Below are 15,929 nucleotides of genomic sequence, written 5' to 3'. Positions count from 1 at the left end.
ATGCAACTAACCATCGTAATTCCTTTACTTAATGAAGAAGAATCGCTCCAAGAGCTTCATGCTTGGATTGTATCTGTGATGCAATCCAAGCATTTTTCTTATGAGATTTTATTTGTGGACGACGGTAGTACCGATACCTCTTGGGAATTAATAACCAAACTATCCAAAGAAAACCCAAATGTAAAAGGAATCCAGTTTTCAAGAAATTTTGGAAAATCCCAAGCACTTCACGCTGGTTTCAAAGCTGCTAAGGGCGATGTTATCATCACTATGGATGCCGATTTACAGGACAATCCAGAAGAAATACCAGAACTCTATGAATTAATTCACACAGAAGGCTACGACCTTATTTCAGGTTGGAAGAAAAAACGATACGACTCCATCCTTTTAAAAAATTTACCTTCTAAACTGTTCAATTGGGCAGCGCGTAAAACATCTGGAGTTCAACTGCACGATTTTAATTGTGGTCTTAAAGCCTACAAAAAATCGGTCATCAAGACCATAGAAGTATCTGGAGAGATGCATCGCTACATTCCTGTTCTGGCTAAAAATGCTGGTTTCTATAAGATAGGAGAAAAAGTGGTAAAACACCAGTCTAGAAAATACGGAAGAACAAAATTTGGTATGGAGCGGTTTATCAACGGGTTTTTGGATTTAATAACCATCTGGTTTGTTACCAAATTTGGAAAAAGGCCTATGCACTTGTTTGGCGCACTTGGCGTGCTTATGTTTATCATCGGTTTTAGTTTTGCCATGTATTTAGGCGTAAACAAACTTTTTATCAATCCATTTGGAAGGTTGATTACCAATAGACCGCAGTTCTATATCGCACTGACATCTATGGTCATTGGAACTCAATTATTTTTGGCAGGCTTTTTAGGAGAACTAATGATACGCTCTAAAAAGACAGAAAAAAGGTATGTTATTTCAGACAAGATTGCACTTTAAACACCCCTAAAATTATATTTCTTCGTAAATTTAAAATATAAATAAAACATAAATTACATGGATAATTTCCTTGATACCGCCAAAAGCTGGATGACCGATTTTTTTGACCCAGCCGTAAAAAAAGAGATTCAGCATTTGATTGATACAGATACAGACGAGCTTAAAGACCGTTTTTATAAACAAATGGAATTTGGTACTGGAGGAATGCGTGGCGTTATGGGTTTTGGAACTAATAGAATCAATAAATATACTCTTGGGAAAAGCACCCAAGGACTCAGCAATTACCTGAATAAAGTATATGTAGGCGAAAAAATAAAGGTGGTTATCGCTTTTGATTGTCGCCATAACAGCGATACGCTGGCAAGAACAGTAGCTGAAGTATTTTCTGCTAACGGAATTAAGGTATTTCTCTTCTCGGAATTGCGAACCACTCCTGCCCTATCCTTTGCCGTACGATATCTAAATTGCCATGCAGGCATTGTGCTTACAGCTTCACACAATCCTCCAGAATACAATGGCTACAAGGTTTATTGGACAGATGGCGGGCAAATAGTACCACCGCAAGATGAAAAAATAATTGCTGAAATTAACGCATTACCCTTTGAAGATATCAAATTCAAAGCAGATGAAAGTCTCATCGAGATTATAGACAAAGAAGTAGATGAAGCTTTTATTGAAGCTTCTGTAGCCAATGGAAATTTCAATGCCGAAGGCAAAGATGATTTTAAGATTGTATTCACTTCCTTACACGGAACATCCATAACAGCCATCCCTGAAGTATTGAAACGCTCAGGATATGAGAATGTAACCGTTATCGCAGAACAGGCGGAACCAGACGGAAATTTCCCAACGGTTAAATCACCTAATCCAGAGGAATCAGAAGCACTATCCATGGCCGTTAAAAAAGCAGAAGAAATTGGAGCTGATATGGTCGTGGGAACTGACCCTGATAGTGACAGACTAGGTATTGCAGTGCGTAACTTGGACGGAAAGATGGAAATCGTAAACGGAAACCAAGCCATGGTACTGATGACGAAGTTTCTTCTAGAAAAAAGAAAACAAAAAGGGTTTAATGGCAATGAATTTATTGCCACTACCATTGTCTCTACGCCAATGATGGAATCCATGGCGAAGGCCTACGGTGTCGGATTTAAAACAGCGCTAACAGGATTTAAATGGATCGGTAAAATGATAAAGGATTTCCCTGAGTCCGATTTTATAGGCGGAGGAGAAGAAAGTTTTGGGTATATGGTTGGTGATTTTGTGCGAGACAAGGATGCCGTGACCTCCACCCTACTTGCTTGTGAGATTGCCTCCCAAGCAAAAGCAAACGGCAGTTCGTTTTACAAGGATTTAATCGACTGTTATGTGGATTATGGTTTTTATAAGGAACATCTGGTTTCTATAACGAAAAAAGGAATCAGCGGTGCGGAAGAAATCAAGCAAATGCTGAAAGATTTCAAGGAAAATCCAGTAGTATCTGTTGCCGGATCAAAGGTTAAATGGATAGAAGATTATAACACTGCTACTGCTAAAAATGTACTCACAGGAGAAGAAAAAGAAATCGATATTCCAAAATCTAATGTGTTGATTTACGAAACCGAAGACGGTACCCGTATAGCAGCTAGACCTAGTGGAACTGAACCCAAGGTAAAATTTTATATCAGCACCAACACCAACTTGGACACCGCTGCGGATTACAAAAAAGTAAATGCAGCATTAGATACTAAAGTGCAAAGCATCCTTAGCGAGCTTAATTTAGGGTAAATGGATTATTTTAAGAAGATTCTTCGATTTGCGAAGCCTTACAAGCGGTACGGATATCTAAACATTTTTTTTAACGTGCTTTATGCGCTGTTTAGTGCGCTGTCTTTTGCCGCTCTGATTCCTATGCTTAATGTACTTTTTGAAAAATCTGAACCCGTAACAAAAGTCCCTGTTTTTGAAGGAATTAGCACCGTAAAAGATTACTTTATAGATTACTTAGGTTTTCATGTCACACAATACGCGGGCCAAGACAAAATGAAAGCACTGGTCCTTGTTATAGGTCTAATTTTAGTTTTATTCTTGTTAAAGAACTTGTCCAACTATTTGGCCATGTATTTTATTACGTTTTTACGAAATGGCGTATTAAAGGACATTAGAAACAGTATGTACCGTAAGATTACGGAACTACCTATTTCATACTATTCAGAAAAAAGAAAAGGAGATGTTATCGCTAGAATATCATCTGATGTTTTAGAGATACAACATTCATTCCTTTCTATTTTAGAGCTGATTGTACGTGAACCACTTACTATCCTGTTCACTATATTAATTATGTTTGGCATCAGTGGTAAGTTGACCCTATTCGTGTTTATTTTTATTCCTGTTGCGGGAATGATTATTTCTAGAATTGGTAAATCCTTAAAAAAGAAATCAGACGATGTACAGCGCGAACAGGGTGAATTTTTATCAGTTATTGAAGAAACGCTAAGCGGACTGAGAGTCATTAAAGCTTTTAATTCAGAATCGCGATTTTACCAAACCTTTAGCGCCTCTACAAAACGATTTTTTAATTTTAGCAATACCTTATTGAATCGCCAAAACCTTGCCTCTCCAACAGGAGAATTTTTAGGCATATTGGTCATAGGCGTTTTACTATGGTTTGGTGGGAAAATGGTCTTGGTCGATGAAACCTTAGACCCCTCTTCTTTTATCGCATATATGGGACTGGCCTACAACATACTAACTCCGGCAAAAGCCATCAGTAAGGCATCCTACGGCGTTAAAAAGGGAAATGCAGCTGCAGAACGCGTATTGGAAATACTCGAAACTAAAAATCTAATTGCAGAAATTAGAAATCCGATTAAAAAATTAGCCTTTGAAAATAACATAACCTTGGAAAACATTTCCTTCAAATATGAAGATGAATATATTCTAAAAGATTTTAACCTTACTGTTCCAAAGGGGGGAACGGTAGCTTTAGTAGGTCAATCTGGTAGTGGAAAGAGTACCATTGCCAATTTAGTGACTCGTTTTTATGATGTAAACGAGGGAAACATCAAAATAGATAACATCAATATAAAAGAACTATCCAAAAAATCACTTAGGGGCATGTTGGGTCTTGTAACACAAGATTCTATTCTGTTCAATGATTCGGTACAGAATAATATCGGCCTAGGAAAAGAAGGTGCTAGTTTAACCGAAATTACCGAAGCGGCCAAAATAGCGAATGCCCATGATTTTATCATGGAACTTCCCAAAGGCTATGATACCAATATTGGCGATAGCGGCAACAAGCTAAGTGGAGGTCAAAAACAGCGCTTATCTATTGCGCGTGCTGTACTTAAAAATCCGCCAATTATGATTTTAGACGAGGCCACTTCCGCTCTGGATACAGAGAGCGAGCGCTTGGTGCAGGATGCATTAGAAAAAATGATGAAAAACCGAACCTCTATCGTAATAGCGCACCGTTTGTCTACCATTAAAAACGCAGATACTATTGTCGTACTTCAGAAAGGCGAAATCGTGGAACAAGGTTCCCACACCGAACTTTTGGCAAAGAATGGCAGCTACAAAAGGTTGGTAGACATGCAGTCATTAGCCCACTAGCCCTAAAAGCGAGAACGCTTAGCGCTAGCGACTACATAAAAGTCTTATCCCATTAAACCTTTTTGTAATTTAGTAGTCCAAGTTCGTAAAGGCAGCATATTTGGTTTCCGAAAAAGCACTAATAGCAGATTTACAGCATAAGGATAAACAATCACAAGCGTTTGAGGTCCTCGTAAACACCTACAAAAAGAACTTGTATTGGCATATTCGAAGGATTGTACTGCATCATAATGATACAGATGATGTATTGCAAAATACCTTCATAAAAGTATACCGTAACATTGACGGATTTAAAGGCGAGAGCAAACTATTTTCTTGGATGTACCGCATTGCCACAAACGAATCACTCAGTTTTCTAAAACAAAAGTCAAGAAAGTTGGGATTGAACGATATGGAGTACCAAGAACGACTGGTTAAAAATTTACAGGCCGACGTTTATTTTGAAGGTGACGAAATTCAATTACAGTTACAAAAAGCAATTGCCACCTTACCAGAAAAACAGAAACTAGTTTTTAATATGAAATATTTTGAGGAATTAAAGTACGATGAAATATCAGAAATATTAGGAACTAGTGTAGGAGGCTTAAAAGCCTCTTACCATCTCGCAGTGAAAAAAATAGAAGCACACTTAAAAGAAGATTAAACAGTTTAGAAAATTTACTATCAGCGTATACGAATGAAAGCATCAGATAAAAATAATCCCTTTAAAACACCCGATAGCTATTTCGATACGTTCTCGGATACCCTATCTAAGCGGCTGGGCGAAGAAAATCTAAAAGTCCCCAAGGAAGATGGCTTTATATTGCCGGAAAGCTACCTTGAAGACTTGCATTCCAATATTCAGAAAAAATTAGAATACAAGGAAACTAAGGTGGTTCCATTAAACCCCTACAAAACCTATTATTTGGTAGCCGCTTCTATTGCTGCATTAGTTCTTTTAGTTTTAGGTCTAAATTGGAACACAGGGCAAGAAATTCCTTCTTGGGATGCTATAGCCAATACGGATATAGAAAACTATTTTGACCATAACGATGTTGGACTCACCTCTTTAGAAATAGCAGAAGTAATGCCAATTGAGGACTTGAAAATAACTAATTTTTTAAGTTCGGAACTCAGCGAGGAAGACATTGTGGACTACCTCAATGAACGTACAGACGATTTTGAAAAACTAAATTTAGAAGAAAATGAATAAAGTGATTATTATACTCGTTATACTTTGCACCGCTGTTGGTTACGGCCAAAGGGGGAACAGGGAAAAAATAAAATCCTTACAAGTGGCCTTTATAACCGAACAGCTGGCATTGACCAGCAAAGAAGCACAGCAATTTTGGCCTGTGTATAATAAATTTGAGGAAAAGCGACAGTCCCTACGCCAAAAAGAGCGCTCTCAAATACGAAGTAAAATGCAGGATGCCATGGAGTTATCCGAAGCCCAAGCAATAAAGGTATTGGAGCAACTTACAGATTTTAAAATAGAAGAAGAAAAGCTAAACCTTTCCTATTTGAAAGAAATAAAAAAAGTGCTGTCCGCTAAAAAAACACTGCTTTTGCTTCGTTCGGAAGAAGACTTTAAGCGACAATTGATTAAACAGTACCGAAAAAACAATCGACCCCGACAATAGTCGATAGGTAGTAGTCAGCATTATTAAATACGCTACCCCAGATACTTCGTACGTTTTCTTGGCCTCAAATAGACGTTCGCCGAGGCAGCATCACAGTGCATTGTATGGGTTAAAACGACTACCGAATCAACTTTTTGTATTTAATACGTTTTGGCATAATATCAGCCCCAAGTCGTTTTTTCCTATTCTCTTCATAATCAGAGAAAGAACCTTCAAAGAAATAGACTTGCGAATCGCCTTCAAATGCTAAAATATGAGTACAGACCCTATCTAAGAACCATCTATCGTGGGAAATAACAACACCGCAACCGGCAAAATTCTCCAAACCTTCTTCTAATGCACGTAAGGTATTTACATCCAAATCGTTGGTAGGCTCATCTAGCAGTAATACGTTGCCTTCCTCTTTTAAGGTCATGGCCAAGTGCAACCGGTTTCGTTCCCCACCAGAAAGCATGTTCACCTTTTTATTCTGTTCACTACCCGTGAAGTTAAATCGACTCAAATAGGCTCTAGAGTTTACTTGACGTCCACCCATCATTACCATTTCTTGCTCATCGCTGAAATTCTGCCAAATTGTTTTTTCAGCATCTATATTGGAATGACTTTGATCTACGTAAGCGATTTTGGCTGTATCACCAACAATAAACTCTCCCTTGTCAGGAGCTTCCTCGCCCATTACCATTCTAAAAATAGTTGTTTTACCAGCACCGTTAGGTCCAATTACACCAACGATTCCGGCTTGTGGTAAGGTAAAGTTCAAATCTTCATAAAGTAATTTATCGCCAAAAGCTTTGCTTACCCCCTTTGCTTCTATAACATTAGTACCCAAACGCGGACCGTTAGGAATATATATTTCCAACTTTTCGTCCAGCTGCTTTTGGTCTTGGCTCATCAACTTATCGTAGTTCTTCAAACGAGCCTTTTGTTTGGTCTGCCTGCCCTTAGCGCCTTGACGCACCCAATCCAACTCACGTTCTAAGGTTTTTTGTCTTTTAGACGCTGTTTTGCTTTCTTGGGCCATACGTTTAGATTTCTGATCTAACCAACTGGAGTAATTTCCTTTCCAAGGAATACCTTCTCCCCTGTCCAGTTCCAAAATCCATCCGGCTACATTATCCAAGAAATATCTATCATGCGTTACGGCTATCACCGTTCCTTTATACTGTGCTAAATGATGCTCCAACCAGTGCACCGATTCGGCGTCCAAGTGGTTGGTAGGCTCGTCCAATAATAAAATCTCTGGCTCTTGCAACAATAATCTACACAGCGCTACCCTCCTTTTTTCTCCACCAGATAATATCCCAATTTTTTTATCGGACTCTGGCGTTCGAAGCGCATCCATGGCTATCTCTAGTTTCGTGTCTAATTCCCAAGCGTTAGAGGCATCAATCTTATCTTGAAGCACAGCTTGCTTATCCATTAGCTTTTGCATCTTATCCGCATCCTCGTATACCTCGGGAAGACCAAACATATCGTTGATTTTATTATACTCGTCTAAAATCGCAACGGTTTCAGCTACCCCTTCTTTAACCACCTCTAACACGGTTTTATCGGGGTCTAATTGGGGCTCTTGTTCCAAATAACCAACGTTATAGCCAGGAGAAAAGACAACATCACCCTGAAAATTTTTATCGACTCCTGCAATTATCTTTAGCAGGGTAGATTTACCAGAACCGTTAAGTCCTAGAATCCCAATTTTGGCACCATAGAAAAAACTGAGGTATATATTTTTAAGAACCGGCGTATTAGCCGTCTTGAATGTCTTGGTGACTCCTGACATGGAGAAAATGACTTTTTTATCGTCGGACATGTTTTAATTGTTTAATGAAGATAGTATTCGTACTAAACTTTTTATTGAAAATAAATCAGCAGAAATCAACGATTTCAACGTTCTATTGTTACAGGTTTGATACTGGAACAATCTGAAACATAGTTCACACCCTCCCTTTAAGTGCATTAAAAACCCAAGCAATAGCAAAAAAACCGATGCCAACAGAAGCGAAACCCCAACCAGCAACATCGTCATACCTAAAAGCACCGAGCGCTATAAGGGCACAGCCAACACAAATCATGATAAATGTGGCCCAAGCCAGTACCGTATTCTTATTCATTCCCATATTCTCTAGTTTTGATTAGAGGTAACTTCAAATATCGGGAATTTATAAAAAATTCCAGCTATATTTTATAAGGTTTTATAATTCAAAAGGAAAACGAATCCCAGCCTTCTCTCGAACGGTATCCAAAAGCGTACATAAATCTCTAGTATTTTGATGACTCCATAAGGTACTCTCCAGCCGCCCTGTGTTTATACAATTTGCCACTTCGGTTATTTCATAGGTATACCCTTTTCCTATTTTCTCTAAGGTAAAAAGCTCAGAGTTACCCTCTTTTTCCAACACATAAGAAGAGGCTTCATGCCATCTTGGATTTATAAATAAAGTTCCTGAACTACCCGCTATTTCAGCTTTCATTTCTGAATTGGATGCCAATCCGCTAAAAAGAAGGGCTTGGGCATTTTCATATTCAAAAATCATTGCAGTTTGAGATTCTACGCCTGTTTTATAAAATTGTGCTTGTGCGGTAATTTTTTTGGGCATTCCCAATAACAGATAGGAAAGAAACATAGGATAGATACCAATATCCAACACGGAACCTCCAGCTAAATGCGGATTCAACACACGTCCGCTCTCGTCCCTATCCAATCCATAAAAAGCAAAATCGGCCTTTAGATAGGCAACGGTTCCAATCTCTCCATCAGCTATGAGTTGCTTTACTTTTTTTATTGTGGGGTTGAATCTAGTCCACAAGGCTTCCATTAAAAAGACCTTTTTCTCACTTGCTTTATCCAACATCAATTTTACCTCAGCACTATTTATACCCATAGGTTTTTCACATAGTACATGCTTATTATGATCCATGGCTCTTATGCTTAAATCGGCATGGGAAGTGTGCGGCGTTGCGATATATACTACATCTAACACATCACTTTTAAACAATTCCTCATAGCTCCCAAAAGCATGCTCAGCACCATACGTTTGAGCAAATTCAGAAGCCTTGTTCAAACTCCGTGATGCAACCGCGCATAAACGATTATCAGCTACCAATGCAAGGTCCTTTGCAAAGGAGTGTGCAATATTACCGGCCCCAACTATTCCCCATCTAATCATAATCCTGTTTCTATTTAGGTTTATTCAAATGTACTCAATTTTACTCCTTATCTTTAGGGGATAAATCGAAAGTAACGTAATGGATATCAAGTTCAACCAAAACGAGGATGCTAATAAATTAATGCTTTCAGAGCTACGTAAAAGGATGGCAAAGGTGGCCCTGGGCGGTGGAAAAGCTAAGATTGAAAAGCAACATGCCAAGGGAAAAATGACCGCACGAGAACGCATTGACTATCTCTTGGATTCAAAAGCGGAACGTATAGAAATTGGCGCGTTTGTTGGGGATGACATGTATGCCGAACACGGCGGATGCCCAGCTGGTGGTGTTGTTATAAAAATGGGTTATGTTTCTGGAAAACAGTGCTTGGTCGTAGCCAATGATGCTACGGTAAAAGCAGGCGCTTGGTTTCCCATCACTGCCAAAAAGAACTTGAGAGCACAGGAAATTGCCATGGAGAACCGCCTACCGATTATCTACTTGGTAGATAGTGCAGGGGTATATTTACCGATGCAAGACGAAATATTTCCAGATAAAGAACATTTTGGGCGTATTTTTCGAAACAACGCCATGATGAGCAGTATGGGCATTACACAAATTTCTGCTGTTATGGGTAGTTGCGTTGCTGGTGGTGCGTATTTGCCCATCATGAGCGATGAAGCACTCATTGTTGATAAAACAGGAAGTATTTTTCTGGCAGGTAGCTACTTGGTAAAAGCAGCGATTGGCGAGAGCATAGATAATGAAACCCTTGGTGGTGCTACCACACACTGTGAAATTAGCGGGGTAACCGATTATAAAGCCGAGGATGATGCCGCTGCTTTGGATACCATCAAAAACATTATGGATAAGATAGGCGACTATACCAAAGCAGGCTATAATCGGGCTACGCCAGAAAAACCAAAACAAAACCCTGACGATATTTACGGCATATTACCAGGGGCTAGAACAGCGCAATATGACATGATGGAAATCATCAATAGACTTGTAGACAATTCAGAATTTGAAGCCTATAAAGATGGTTACGGACAAAGTATCCTTACCGGTTATGCGCGTATAGATGGTTGGGCCGTGGGTATTGTAGCAAATCAGCGTAAAGTAGTCAAAACAAAAAAAGGAGAAATGCAGTTCGGTGGGGTTATTTATTCGGATTCAGCCGACAAGGCTACCCGTTTTATTGCCAATTGCAATCAGAAAAAAATTCCATTGGTGTTTCTACAGGATGTGACCGGATTCATGGTGGGCAGTAAAAGTGAGCATGGTGGTATTATTAAAGATGGGGCCAAAATGGTAAATGCGGTAAGCAACTCCGTTGTGCCTAAATTTACCGTCATTATTGGTAACAGTTACGGCGCGGGTAATTATGCCATGTGTGGAAAGGCCTATGACCCTAGACTGATTGTAGCGTGGCCAAGCGCAGAACTCGCAGTTATGAGCGGAAACTCCGCTGCAAAAGTTTTACTCCAAATAGAAACAGCTTCCTTAAAAAAACGAGGAGAAACGATTACAGAAGAAAAAGAAAAAGAACTGTTTGATAAAATAAAGCAGCGTTACGACAATCAGGTTTCTCCTTACTATGCAGCTGCTAGGTTATGGACAGACGGCGTCATAGATCCATTGGATACGCGTAAATGGATAGCTATGGGTATTGAAGCTGCAGACCACGCGCCGATAGAGAAACCTTTTAATATGGGGGTATTACAAGTGTAGTACCCATACTATCTAACAGAAGTTTTCAGTCTCATAATAGCATTTGCAAATTTCTCATCTTGGACTTCTAAAAACATTTTTTTGTACCCTTTTTTAGAAAACAAAAGGATGTCCCTCCGCTCCGCTTCTATGATGTATCTTCCAGTTTCATCGGTCTGCACCGTCTCTTTGGTGCGTTCGTTATACACCGTAACATCGGATATCATTTTACCACGGAAAATAGCAAAACCAGAAAGTATTTCTTTCTTAGCACGTACCCGCTCTACCTTAGCCTCATATCTATTCGCTTTTTTCTGTGTAACGTAAGGTGATGTTTCCAAATAGTAGGCCATGTGAAGGTCACTCAGAAATTCCCATTCACTTAGGCTCGCATATTTTCTGAAAGAAGCGCCTTCACTACCGGAAGCCGCAAGGACCAAGCCTAATTTCTCATCACCATACACATTAAGTAATTCTAAAGAAACGAAGAAATCATTTGCTACATAAAGGTCATAAGGATTCAAATCGACAGTAATGATGTTTCTACCCGTAGGTAAAGTGTAAAGTATATTGTTTTGACTTGAATTTAAATTCAAACCTGGCCTGCCAAGGGAACCCCCAGTATCATATATATTGACACGAATTAAGACACTATCAGATGGGTTTTCCCAAACCTCAAATTCTAAGCTATTCAGCTGTCTTCGACCTTGACGTGCTTTAATTTTAGTTGACAGTTCTCCGCCCAAGGCTATGTTTTTATTCCAATAGCCATAATTTTGTTCCCCATAATTACGATAGCCCAAAAATTCTGAAATGGGAACTAAAGCATCACTAGAGAGTACTACTCCATCAAGTACAATATCTGAGGGACGCATTAAAATTTTCGGAAACTCTTCGCCTTTTGTACTAAGTTGGCCCACCGAAATCTCTACGGTTTCGTAGCCTAAAGAGGATATTTGAATTACATCTGTCCCTTCAAACTTAGAGGTATCGATTACTAAAGAAAAGAGCCCTTCTTCATCCGTCACCGTACCTACGCCTTTACCTACGATACCAATATTCACATAGGGCAGTGGCTCTTGGGTTTTGGCATCTAAAATTTGCCCGTGATAGTCTATTTGCGCAAACGAGGCATAACAACCAAAAAATAATATACAAGTAAGGAATTTATTCATAGTAACTATTTAGAAACTATTGCAGTAGTACTTGCTATTTTAAATAGCTCCTGGTTCGCATTTTTAAGGCTCATTTTAAAAACCTTTACCTCTTTCCGTTGGGCACGGGTACCGTAATTATGGTAGACTGTAGCTTTTAGATAGCTAGGGGTTATGCTCTTGTTGCCTAAATAAGTAACGTTTACCTGCCAAATGCCGGGCAAGGACCCGTCTATGAATTCTTCCATAGTGTTATAGCCAAAGTTCTTCTCGCGAGTAATCATATCTGCATTATCCTCCCAACTGTGTCTCCAGATATGATACTGCTTGCCAGGGTTTACAAATTGCAGCTCAAATTCTGCCTCCCCATCGTTCCATTCAAATACGACCCTTGTCCCTTCAAAATCTTCCTTAGCCACATAAAGCTTGTTTCGATTTCCTTTTTCAACAACGGCATCTTTCTCCAACGCAAGTAAGTTATTAAACTCTCGATTCATAATGGAGCCAAGACCTGCCGTATCCAGTTCCATAAAGCCTTGCTCCTGTAAATAGCCGTACCTGGCATGTAGTGATGCCGATTTAATGGTACTGCCAATTTCTCGGTAGCTCCGGGCCATATCTAGATAGCTCTGTGCATAACTTGGGCGGAGCACGAATACCTCTTTATAAGTGGCGTTAGCCTTTTCATATTGACCTTGCTCTTGGTACTGATAAGCAAGCGCCTTTAGCAATACAGGATTCTCATCATATAAACCGAAATAATTTGCAATAATCTCTTCTCCAAGATCAGGTCTCTCCCACTCTTTCGTAAAATAAGCCTGTGTATCCAAAAGGAAATAAGGAGAATTAGTGTATTTCTCCACCAGCTTTTCGAAATTCTGGTTGGCATTCTCTAGCGAAGTGCTGGCATAGAGTTCTGTTTTATAAGCCGGCCAATTGTTTCGAATATCGGTATCTTCTAAAGAATCGTCCTTGTAGAAGTTATTGCGCAGCCGAGCACGGTCTACAACCTCATCACGAAAAGAGTTTCCAGATTTGGTATTGATTACCACGATACCTCCTGACCCCAATGTGCCATATCTAACTCCTGTAACTAAAGAAGAGAGTACTGCAATTCGCTGTATATTATTTACATCTAGCCAAATAGGAGGGTTGGACAAAATCATGCCATCTACATCCCAAGCCACTAAGTTCCTGCCAAAAAGTGTAGAAGTACCCCTATTCGTAACCATACCTCCGCCGAAACAGTCTCCTGATACGGCAAGCCCAGGAAAACGTGTACGTAAAAGGTCTAGTACACAGGGTGTAACGGGTATTATATTACTTTCATTCAAAACACGAACAGTACCGGAAGAACTTTGGGCGTGTATGTAACCAAAGGCGGTTCTAATAATATTTTGGTCTACTTGATATTCAAATTCTAAATCCTTCTGCGATTTACGCCTACTTTTGGTCACCACAACCTCGTCCAGTATGTTTACTTCAGGAACCATAACGGGATTTAAAATACGCGTAACATCTTCTATCCGTATGGTCATGGTCTTCATACCCATATAGGAAAATTGCAGTTCGTCATCAGTGGCTATGGCTAAACGATAAAACCCATCTTTATCCGTGGTGGTCACCGCATTTGTATTCAAAATTTCAACAGTAACGTTCTCCATGGGCCTATTGCCATCGGAGACCTTTCCGCTAATGGTTCGTTCCTCCTGCCCCATCGCTAGGCCCATTACTAAAAAGCTCAGCATCAATGTTAGAATTTTCTTTGCCATATCCTTATTTTTTTCTAATTCATAAATTCATTTAAAATAATAATTAACACATGTGTATACTACTTGGAGGCTACGCCCATGGCACTGCGAAGCGTTAACAGCTCCTGATTTACATTTTTAAGGCTCATCTTAAAGACCTTCACCTCTTTGCGCTGTGCACGGGTACCGTAATTATGGTACACTGTAGCTTTTAAATAGGAAGGCGTTAAGCTCTTATTGCCAAGATAGGTTACGTTTACCCTCCAATTGCCGGGCAAAGAACCATCTATTAGTTGTTCCATGGTGTTGTAGCCAAAATTTTTCTCACGAGCAATTAGCGCGGCGTTATCCGCCAGACTGTGTTTCCAAGTATGGTACTGCTTTCCAGGATTCACAAACTGTAACTCGAATTCAGCCTCACCGTCGTTCCATTCAAATACAACCCTTGTCCCTTCAAAATCTTCCTTAGCCACGAACAACTTATTTCGCTTCCCTTTTTCAACAACGGCATCTTTCTCCAGCGCAAGTAAGTTATTAAACTCTCGATCCATGATGGAGCCAAGACCTGCCGTATCTATTTCCATAAAGCCTTGCTCCTGTAAATAGCCGTACCTGGCATGTAATGATGCCGATTTAATGGTACTACCAATTTCTCGGTAGCTCCGGGCCATATCTAGATAGCTCTGTGCATAATTTGGGCGAAGCAAGAATACCTCTTTATAGGTAGCGTTAGCCTTTTCGTACTGACCTTGTTCTTGGTATTGATAGGAAAGTGCCTTTAACAATACTGAGTTTTCCGTGTAGGGTGTAAAGTGATTTGCAATGATCTCTTCCCCTAGGTCTGCCCTGTCCCACTCTTCCGTAAAATAAGCTTGGGCGTCCAACAAGAAATAAGGGGAGTTGGAGTGCGTGACAGCAAGTTCTTTAAATGTAATTTGAGCAGTTTCAACAGAAGTACTGGCATAGAGTTGTTTCTTATAAGCGGGCCAATTATTTTTTCTTCCTTCACTATCTAGGGCATCATCCTTATAGAAATTATTTCGCAGTTTGGCTTGGTCTACAATTCCTTTTTTCGCTATATTCCCAGCTAAGGTATTGATTACGATAACGCCTCCGGAAGCAATTGTACCATACTGAGTAGTCATAGCCAAATTATTTAATACTGCTATGCGCTTGATATTTCCTAAATCTACCCACATAGGAATTTGTGTAAATATTTGTCCATCTACATCAAAAACAGCCGGTCTGCGATTTTCGATGGAGGAAATTCCTCTGATGAAAACACCGCCATCTATAATTTGTACACCCTGTAACCTTCCTGTTGCGATTAAATTCAGGATATTTCCTGCTGCAAAAGTAATATCGTCTTCTTGTATAAACCCTATCCGTCCTGATGATCGCTCCGCATCTATATACCCGTAGGCCGTTTTGATTATATTTTCTCGAACGGTGTATTGCTCCTCTATATTTTTTTGCGAGAGTCGTTTACTGCTTTCAACAACAACTTCGTCCAATTCGTTCACATCAAGAATCATTATAGGATTCAAGATTCGTGTCACATCCTCTACACGAATGGTTATGGTCTTCATGCCCATGTAGGTGTAGGTTAATACATCTCCTGTATCTGCGACTATAGTATATTTACCATCGGTATTAGAAAAAACGGATTCTCCATTTTCTAGAACAGCGATTTGCACATTGGAAATAGGACTATTACCGTCTGAAACGGTACCAGAAATCATACGCTCATCCTGTCCCCAAACAAAAACAGAACTGACAATTGCGCAAACTAAAAGAAACATATTTTTTTTCATAGCTGAAGGTTTTAATGTTATCATCTTATCTTAAATATACACTATTATATGAACAAATTTTCTTTTCTTAACACTTAATTAACCATAAATAGTGCTATAATAATAGCTTTACTATTAATGATGTATCCACAAGCCTATTCTACGGATACGTAACACTTTTCGTATCGTCCTAAGATTGTAAATCGGATGGTT

At 39.5% G+C, this 15,929-nt stretch carries 13 protein-coding genes; 7 read left to right on the top strand and 6 right to left on the bottom strand.

Going from position 1 to position 15,929, the window contains the following annotated elements; all coding sequences use genetic code 11:
- The 6 genes from Q360_RS0105395 to Q360_RS0105370 all read left to right on the top strand — a co-directional run bounded on the left by Q360_RS0105395 (position 1) and on the right by Q360_RS0105370 (position 6,164).
- Positions 1–948 carry a glycosyltransferase family 2 protein gene (locus Q360_RS0105395; protein ID WP_027076185.1) on the top strand — a complete coding sequence of 316 codons (948 nt, stop codon included), beginning with the start codon at positions 1–3 and terminating at the stop codon, positions 946–948.
- A 57-nt stretch (positions 949–1,005) separates the two neighbouring features.
- On the top strand, positions 1,006–2,715 hold the full coding sequence (locus Q360_RS0105390) for a phospho-sugar mutase (protein WP_027076184.1): 1,710 nt from the start codon (positions 1,006–1,008) through the stop codon (positions 2,713–2,715).
- The gene (locus tag Q360_RS0105385; protein ID WP_027076183.1) at positions 2,716–4,542 is read left to right on the top strand and encodes an ABC transporter ATP-binding protein; all 1,827 of its coding nucleotides are present in this window, start codon (positions 2,716–2,718) and stop codon (positions 4,540–4,542) included.
- 100 nt (positions 4,543–4,642) lie between these two features.
- Complete coding sequence (locus tag Q360_RS0105380; protein WP_027076182.1) at positions 4,643–5,185, top strand: RNA polymerase sigma factor; 543 nt, start codon at positions 4,643–4,645, stop codon at positions 5,183–5,185.
- Positions 5,186–5,218: 33 nt separating this feature from the next.
- A complete protein-coding gene (locus Q360_RS0105375) occupies positions 5,219–5,734 on the top strand; it encodes a hypothetical protein (protein WP_027076181.1) in 516 nt (171 codons plus the stop codon).
- Complete coding sequence (locus Q360_RS0105370) at positions 5,727–6,164, top strand: hypothetical protein (RefSeq protein ID WP_027076180.1); 438 nt, start codon at positions 5,727–5,729, stop codon at positions 6,162–6,164. Before Q360_RS0105375 ends, Q360_RS0105370 begins: the two co-directional genes overlap by 8 nt.
- Before the next feature lie 118 nt (positions 6,165–6,282).
- Here Q360_RS0105370 and ettA read toward each other — a convergent pair whose 3' ends face one another.
- The 3 genes from ettA to Q360_RS0105355 all read right to left on the bottom strand — a co-directional run bounded on the left by ettA (position 6,283) and on the right by Q360_RS0105355 (position 9,331).
- Positions 6,283–7,974, bottom strand: coding sequence for an energy-dependent translational throttle protein EttA (gene ettA, locus Q360_RS0105365; protein ID WP_027076179.1), 1,692 nt, complete (start codon positions 7,972–7,974; stop codon positions 6,283–6,285).
- Positions 7,975–8,098: 124 nt separating this feature from the next.
- Positions 8,099–8,281 (bottom strand): CAL67264 family membrane protein, encoded by a 183-nt coding sequence (locus Q360_RS0105360; protein WP_027076178.1) that lies wholly within the window; start codon positions 8,279–8,281, stop codon positions 8,099–8,101.
- 75 nt (positions 8,282–8,356) lie between these two features.
- Positions 8,357–9,331 carry a Gfo/Idh/MocA family protein gene (locus Q360_RS0105355; RefSeq protein WP_036195209.1) on the bottom strand — a complete coding sequence of 325 codons (975 nt, stop codon included), beginning with the start codon at positions 9,329–9,331 and terminating at the stop codon, positions 8,357–8,359.
- 79 nt (positions 9,332–9,410) lie between these two features.
- Here Q360_RS0105355 and Q360_RS0105350 point away from each other — a divergent pair, with 79 nt between their 5' ends.
- Complete coding sequence (locus tag Q360_RS0105350; protein WP_027076176.1) at positions 9,411–11,039, top strand: acyl-CoA carboxylase subunit beta; 1,629 nt, start codon at positions 9,411–9,413, stop codon at positions 11,037–11,039.
- Positions 11,040–11,047: 8 nt separating this feature from the next.
- On the opposite strand, the gene Q360_RS0105345 is transcribed toward Q360_RS0105350, so the two are convergent.
- From Q360_RS0105345 to Q360_RS0105335, 3 genes are read right to left on the bottom strand one after another with little or no spacing between them, the layout of a single operon-like run.
- Positions 11,048–12,193: a carboxypeptidase-like regulatory domain-containing protein gene (locus Q360_RS0105345; protein WP_027076175.1), complete on the bottom strand. Its 1,146-nt coding sequence runs from the start codon at positions 12,191–12,193 to the stop codon at positions 11,048–11,050.
- 5 nt (positions 12,194–12,198) lie between these two features.
- A complete protein-coding gene (locus Q360_RS0105340; protein ID WP_027076174.1) occupies positions 12,199–13,944 on the bottom strand; it encodes a tetratricopeptide repeat protein in 1,746 nt (581 codons plus the stop codon).
- Between the two features lie 59 nt (positions 13,945–14,003).
- Positions 14,004–15,737: a carboxypeptidase-like regulatory domain-containing protein gene (locus tag Q360_RS0105335; protein ID WP_169734629.1), complete on the bottom strand. Its 1,734-nt coding sequence runs from the start codon at positions 15,735–15,737 to the stop codon at positions 14,004–14,006.
- Between the last annotated feature and the right edge of the window lie 192 nt (positions 15,738–15,929).

The organism is Maribacter antarcticus DSM 21422 (genome assembly GCF_000621125.1).
Lineage (GTDB): Bacteria > Bacteroidota > Bacteroidia > Flavobacteriales > Flavobacteriaceae > Maribacter > Maribacter antarcticus.
Note: the sequence above shows the minus strand (reverse complement) of the source record. Positions and strands in the feature narration are given on the sequence as shown.

What these genes read in the sequence shown, in the direction of transcription:
- Q360_RS0105395 (WP_027076185.1), top strand. Translation starts at nt 1, where the DNA reads ATGCAACTAACCATCGTAATTCCTTTACTTAATGAAGAAGAATCGCTC.
- Q360_RS0105390 (WP_027076184.1), top strand. Translation starts at nt 1,006, where the DNA reads ATGGATAATTTCCTTGATACCGCCAAAAGCTGGATGACCGATTTTTTT.
- Q360_RS0105385 (WP_027076183.1), top strand. Translation starts at nt 2,716, where the DNA reads ATGGATTATTTTAAGAAGATTCTTCGATTTGCGAAGCCTTACAAGCGG.
- Q360_RS0105375 (WP_027076181.1), top strand. Translation starts at nt 5,219, where the DNA reads ATGAAAGCATCAGATAAAAATAATCCCTTTAAAACACCCGATAGCTAT.
- Q360_RS0105370 (WP_027076180.1), top strand. Translation starts at nt 5,727, where the DNA reads ATGAATAAAGTGATTATTATACTCGTTATACTTTGCACCGCTGTTGGT.
- ettA (WP_027076179.1), bottom strand. Translation starts at nt 7,974, where the DNA reads ATGTCCGACGATAAAAAAGTCATTTTCTCCATGTCAGGAGTCACCAAG.
- Q360_RS0105360 (WP_027076178.1), bottom strand. Translation starts at nt 8,281, where the DNA reads ATGGGAATGAATAAGAATACGGTACTGGCTTGGGCCACATTTATCATG.
- Q360_RS0105355 (WP_036195209.1), bottom strand. Translation starts at nt 9,331, where the DNA reads ATGATTAGATGGGGAATAGTTGGGGCCGGTAATATTGCACACTCCTTT.
- Q360_RS0105350 (WP_027076176.1), top strand. Translation starts at nt 9,411, where the DNA reads ATGGATATCAAGTTCAACCAAAACGAGGATGCTAATAAATTAATGCTT.
- Q360_RS0105345 (WP_027076175.1), bottom strand. Translation starts at nt 12,193, where the DNA reads ATGAATAAATTCCTTACTTGTATATTATTTTTTGGTTGTTATGCCTCG.
- Q360_RS0105340 (WP_027076174.1), bottom strand. Translation starts at nt 13,944, where the DNA reads ATGGCAAAGAAAATTCTAACATTGATGCTGAGCTTTTTAGTAATGGGC.
- Q360_RS0105335 (WP_169734629.1), bottom strand. Translation starts at nt 15,737, where the DNA reads ATGAAAAAAAATATGTTTCTTTTAGTTTGCGCAATTGTCAGTTCTGTT.